The organism is Fundicoccus sp. Sow4_H7, from assembly GCF_052115865.1.
GTDB lineage: Bacteria > Bacillota > Bacilli > Lactobacillales > Aerococcaceae > Fundicoccus_A.
Map to the genome: position 1 here is coordinate 76,404 of NZ_JBQKME010000011.1, position 6,000 is coordinate 82,403.

The window sequence follows — 6,000 nt, forward strand, 5'->3', positions numbered from 1 at the left end:
TTTGTTTTGTTTATTCATCCTATCTTTAGGATATACATAGTCTAACGTTAGGATATGAGTTTTTCTAGCGGTCGTTTGAATGTTATTTATTTTGCGTCTATATACACAATTAAGATGATAACAGTGATATTTATTTGATATAATAGTTGTCGAATAACTTATCAATTCTGGAGTGAATCTATTTGAAGGAATTATGGAAATATTTTGAAAAGAATGATCATGATATCAGCATCGATGAATGTGGTATTCAAACTTTTTTTCCAGGGCAAACTTATAATTACAATACCTATCAAAATTTTATCATTCATTACATTGAATCGGGTCGAGGCGTTTATGAGCATAATGGTGAGCGCCATGAATTAACGGCCGGTCAAGGTTTTATCATTCGCAAAGGAACCAAGGTCCGCTACTATGCCGATGACAGTGACCCTTGGAAATATTATTGGGTAGGTTTGAACGGTCGACATTTAGATGACTATATGAAACTCACAACTTTGCTTAGTAATTTTTTTATTCAGTTCCCAGAAAACAATCAGTCCAGTCAAATCATTAAAGAAATATGTCATTTCACCCGTGACAACTCTGAAACTGCCAACAATATGGTCTGGTACAAATACAAGCTATACGAACTACTTTTGGCTTTAACTAATGAGTTTCGCGATAAAAATCATTCACTCGAGTTACCGCAACGCAACTATGAGGAAATTGCCTTAGAATATATCCAATCCAATTACACAAAGCGCATGACCATCACCGACGTTGCTGACCACATTGGGATTAGCCGCAGCTATCTCTATCGCCTGTTCAAACATAAATACGAACTCTCTCCGCAAGAATATTTACAAAACAAACGCATGAAAAAAGCCCAAACCCTCCTTAAAAATAAATATCTCAGCATCAAAGAAATTGCTCATGCGGTTGGCTATGAGAATCAATTACTCTTCTCCAAAAATTTCAAAAAGAAATTTGGCATGAGCCCGACCGATTATCGTTCAAGTGTTGAATTGGAATAAGAAAAAAGCCTCCCAAAGTTAGCGATTGATACTAACTTTGGGAGGCTACTTGTTTTTTTGCTAAGTAGACAGCAATCTGACGAGAAAGCTGCTTAGTTTCAGTTGATTGAGCGGCGATTTGACGGAAATTCCACTTAGGTTCGGTTGCTCGGCCTACGATCTGACGGAATTGATGCTTAGTTTCGTCTACTCAGCCTACGATCTGACGGAATTGATGCTTTGTTTCGTCTGCTCAGCCTGCTATCTGACGAAAATGATGCTTAGTTTCGTCTGATCGACCTGCTATCTGACGGAATTGATGCTTTGTTTCGTCTGATCCAGCTACAATCTGACGAAAATGATGCTTAGTTTCGTCTGATCGGTCCACTCCAATTACCACAGTGATATTTATTTTAAAAGGAATGAAAGGTTAAATGCAAAGGATTCGTCGTTGAAGCGGAATTCTTCGGCCAACTGAGGTCCGCAAGCATTACTTCCTAACCCACTTTGTTTAACATCTAGGTGCAGGTAAGTTGTGTCTTCAACTTCAAGCTTATCGCGGTGCGGGACGTTTGTTAATTGCTCTGTTGAGTAATTGGACACATTAAATGAGAATGTATCTTCGCCTGCAAAAGCAAGGGTTGTTTGATTATTCCCGAGGCTCAATTCTTTAACTAAATTATGACTACCGTTTTCTTGCGGAGTGACATATGGCTCGTAGAAGTCAGCCACAACGCCATCAAAAGCAGCAAGATAGCTTGCATAACGTTTGTCTTCATAACTTTCAAACGGGCCGTTCCCGTAGTAATGCACATGATCAAAGTCTTTAGACAATGGTAATAATAAAGCAAAACGTGGTAAGAATGGCATTATAGGATTAACATGTCCATTTAAGTCTAAATTAATGATTCCATTCGAACTCACCGTCCACTTCGCTTCAAAATCAACGATATTTTGGCGTGAAACAGAATTTATGACACCTTTAAATGTTAATTGGTGGCCATCCTTCGTTTCATTAGATGAAAATTCGTGAATGCGTGTCACTGCGCGATCATAATTAGCTTTATGCCATTCTCTCCTGATATTACGATCGTTATCAATTGGTGCGCGCCAAATGGTCCATGAACCGGCTTGCGTTAATAAATCTTGTCCGCCACGATTGATTTGGCTAATGGCTCCATTACGTTTGCTAAACGATACATGATCATCACCGACGTGTACAACAAAGTCACTTAAAGTTTCTTCTACTTTAACTTCTTTCGTATCATTTGCTTCTAGAATATCTGATTCAAATTCCTTTAAGATTACTTGATCAAAACCGAGTTCAGCACCAGTATAGTCCGCTGCATTTGTCATGCGTGTAACAAAACGCAAGCTAGCGGTCTCATCGGAAGGCAAGTCTACTTTAATGGTTGACTGTCTAGTTGGTTCGATATCAAAGTCTGAAATGGCAGTTGTTTCTACCAAATATCCCTTTTCATCATAAAACTCAACTTCCAAAGTTACTTTTTCTTTGGCATGAACAAAATCATATAAGCTCTTGAAAGTAAATTCCATTGTGTCAGTATTAGCTTCAGTTAATAGGACACGTCTAAAGATTTGACGATGTTCTAACACAGCCGTATGGGGTTTGCGGTCTGGATAGACAAGTCCATCCATACAGAAATTCCCTGCATGCGGGTATTCACCATGATCGCCACCATAACGATAAACCGCTTCTTTATCTGTCCCACGGTTTAGGTTAACCGCATGGTCTGCCCACTCCCAAACAAACGCTCCAATAAATTCATCTTTCGTCATCATATAGTCGTAATATTCTTTAATATCACCTGGACCATTCCCCATCGCATGGATGTACTCACATAAAATAAATGGGCGATCAATGCCATCTTTAAAGTACAAGTCTTCAATTTCTGCCACAGATGGATACATACGACTGTACATATCAATGAATTCATCATTAAAATCAATCGAGCGATCACGGTACCAATAGGCTTCATAGTGCAGTGGGCGGTTAGGATCTAGTTCACGAGCATGACGCAACATATTTTCTATGCCAATCCCGTAACCCGACTCGTTTCCAGCTGACCACATAATAATAGAAGAATAATTATAAAACGGCACAATGCTTGCATCCATCCGATCAACAAAACCTTCTGAAAATTCCGGATCATCTGCCATCATATTGTAGTTAGCATTGCCACCAACGCCATATAAATCAACCACACCATGTGTTTCCACATCTGCTTCACTCATCACATAAAAGCCCATGCGATCAGTCAATTCGTAAAACTCAGCTGTTTTTGGATAGTGAGCGGTTCGAATCGAGTTGAAATTATACAATTTCATTTGTTCCAAATCATAGATTTGATCCGCTAAAGTAACCGTCGCTCCCGTATTTGGGTTCGTATCATGATGGTTTACCCCAACTAGTTTAATTGAATGATGGTTAATAAATAACTGCTTATCTTTAATTTCAACTTTACGTAAACCAACTTCCTGACGATAAAACTCGTCCCCTGCTTGAATCACTAACAGATACAAATGAGGTTGCTCCGCATTCCATAATAATGGCTGGTCAATTGTAAACTCAGCAATCCCACTAGTTGCGATTTCTCGCTCTTCAACTAAAGAGCCATTAGGATCAAACAAACTTACCTTAACCGTTTCAACATCCTGAGCAGCTAAGATATTTATTTGAATGGACGCTTGTGTTAGGTCTTCAGCAACATCTGGTGTCACATTAAAGTGGTTCAGACGTTGAGCTTGGCGTTTTACTAAATAGACATCACGGTAAATTCCACTATATCTAAATTTATCCTGATCTTCGTAATAAGTCCCATCACTCCATTGGACAACTAAAACCGTTAACTGATTGCTGCCTTCTTTTAACGCAGCCGTTATATCAAACTCTTGATTACTGTGAGATATTTGCGAATAGCCAATAAATTGATCATTGACCCATACATAAAAGGCAGAATCGACACCTTCAAAGTTTAAATGATAATCAACGCCCTCTTCTAAACTTGAAATGTCAAGTGTGCGTTTATACAAACCTGCTGGATTATCATATGGCACAAATGGTGGATCATATGGAATCGGATATTCCGTATTCGTATATTGAATTTGTCCATAACCATGCAATTGCCATCCACTTGGCACTGGAATTTGGTCAAATTCTAACTTTTGACTGATTTCTGGCAGCCAATATTCCTGGTCAATGAGACGCACATTTTCAAAATAGTGAAAATCCCAGCTACCATTTAAATCAGTATATAAATCAGACTCACGCCGATTTAAGGTAGTTTTAGCTGCCTCAAATGAAGAAAATGGCACATAATAATTACGTCGAGCCAAAGTATTAACATGAAGTGTTTTTAAATCTTCAAAATAATTGGTTAAAAGCATTTTTTCAAGCTCCTTTTATTCCTTTTTATCATAAACAGAACGAACCACACGACAAGGATTGCCAAAAGCCACAACATTTGGCGGAACATCCTTTGTAACAATACTACCTGCACCAATCACACTATTTTCACCAATCGTTACCCCACCAAAAACAACCACATTTGCCCCTAACCACACATTATCTTCAATCACAATCGGACGATTAAACTGCAATGATTTACGTCTTAAATCAGGTTCAATCGGATGACTAGCCGTCGTTAAAACAGCATTCGGCCCAAATTTAACAAAATCACCAATCGTAATATCCGCATCATCCACTAACGACATATTAAAATTAGCATAAAAATTATTCCCTAAAGTCGTATTGGAACCCCAATTAGCATTAAAAGGCGTTTCAATCGTGATATTTTCACCCGTTTTCGCAAAAATTTGCTTAATCAATTCCTGGCGTTTTTCCCGTTCAATCACCGGCGTATGATTATAATCATAAACCAGCTGATTCACCTTCACCTGCTCCGCCAACAAATCCGCCTCACCCGGATCATAAATTTCACCCGATTTCATCTTCTCATAAATATCCATAAACTAACCCACTCCTTCTTCAAAATAAATATCTCTGCTGTAACAAAAAGCCTTCTGCTTGTGCAAAGATTTTCTACCTCTATCTAAATAAATATCATTGCGATTAAACACTTTGTTCATGTCAATCACTTAATATAATGATACCGTATTCAAATACTTTAATAAATGAAATAATGTGAACTCTTTTCATGATTTTATGCAACAAAAAGACATATAAAATTGTCCTAGCATTGCATCCTTTCCAGTGTTGTGTTTGCTATATTAAATATTGTTAGCAATAAAGGTGCTGTATTTATTTGGTGGCAAAATTAGATGAAGATCTTATTTACGAAATTTTAGCAGTTGTCGATCAAATTCCTATCTGCAAAGTCAGTACTTATGGCCAAATCGCACAGTATATTGGGCGAGATAAAAACGCACACTTAATCGGCAAAGTTTAAGTCAAGCAAAATTATATGGCAACTTTCCCTGCCATCGTGTCGTCAACCATGCCGGCCGACTTGCGCCACACTTGCCCCAACAAAAAGAACGATTGTTAATTGAAGGCGTGACCTTTAAAAACAACAATCATGTGGATGTTAAGCAGCATTTGTGGGAAATATAAAAATTGGATTTGTTAGCTTGTAGATTTATTTTGCTGGAGGCGTTTTTTAGAAACGCAGGGAAGTAATTCGGTTTGAGGGGTACGCGTTTGGTGAACGCAGGGAAGTATTTCGGTCTGAGGGGTACGCGTTTGGTGAACGCAGGGAAGTAATTCGGTTTGAGGGGTACGCGTTTGGTGAACGCAGGGAAGTATTTCGGTCTGAGGGGTACGCGTTTGGTGAACGCAGGGAAGTAATTCGGTTTGAGGGGTACGCGTTTGGTGAACGCAGGGAAGTATTTCGGTCTGAGGGGTACGCGTTTGGTGAACGCAGGGAAGTAATTCGGTTTGAGGGGTACGCGTTTGGTGAACGCAGGGAAGTATTTCGGTCTGAGGGGTACGCGTTTGGTGAACGCAGGGAAGTAATTCGGTTTGAGG

The 6,000-nt window shown here is 39.0% G+C and carries 4 protein-coding genes and 1 pseudogene; 2 read left to right on the plus strand and 3 right to left on the minus strand.

Features of this window, described 5'->3' with window-relative positions; all coding sequences use genetic code 11:
- The first annotated feature begins 182 nt into the window (after window positions 1-182).
- Window positions 183-1,013, plus strand: a complete 831-nt coding sequence (locus tag ACTQ54_RS10260; RefSeq protein ID WP_441756570.1) for an AraC family transcriptional regulator — start codon at window positions 183-185, stop codon at window positions 1,011-1,013.
- Window positions 1,014-1,245: 232 nt separating this feature from the next.
- Here the strand turns inward: ACTQ54_RS10260 and ACTQ54_RS10265 are convergent, their stop codons facing one another.
- The 3 genes from ACTQ54_RS10265 to ACTQ54_RS10275 are packed head-to-tail and all read right to left on the minus strand — an operon-like array spanning window position 1,246 to window position 4,982.
- Entirely contained in the window at window positions 1,246-1,380 is a 135-nt protein-coding gene (locus tag ACTQ54_RS10265) for a hypothetical protein (RefSeq protein ID WP_441756572.1), read from the minus strand.
- Window positions 1,381-1,400: 20 nt separating this feature from the next.
- Complete coding sequence (locus tag ACTQ54_RS10270) at window positions 1,401-4,400, minus strand: glycoside hydrolase family 2 TIM barrel-domain containing protein (protein WP_441756574.1); 3,000 nt, start codon at window positions 4,398-4,400, stop codon at window positions 1,401-1,403.
- A gap of 15 nt (window positions 4,401-4,415) precedes the next feature.
- Window positions 4,416-4,982: a sugar O-acetyltransferase gene (locus tag ACTQ54_RS10275; RefSeq protein ID WP_441756575.1), complete on the minus strand. Its 567-nt coding sequence runs from the start codon at window positions 4,980-4,982 to the stop codon at window positions 4,416-4,418.
- Between the two features lie 296 nt (window positions 4,983-5,278).
- On the opposite strand from ACTQ54_RS10275, the pseudogene ACTQ54_RS10280 reads away from it, so the two are divergent.
- A pseudogene (locus ACTQ54_RS10280) lies at window positions 5,279-5,586 on the plus strand (MGMT family protein).
- Window positions 5,587-6,000 lie beyond the last annotated feature (414 nt).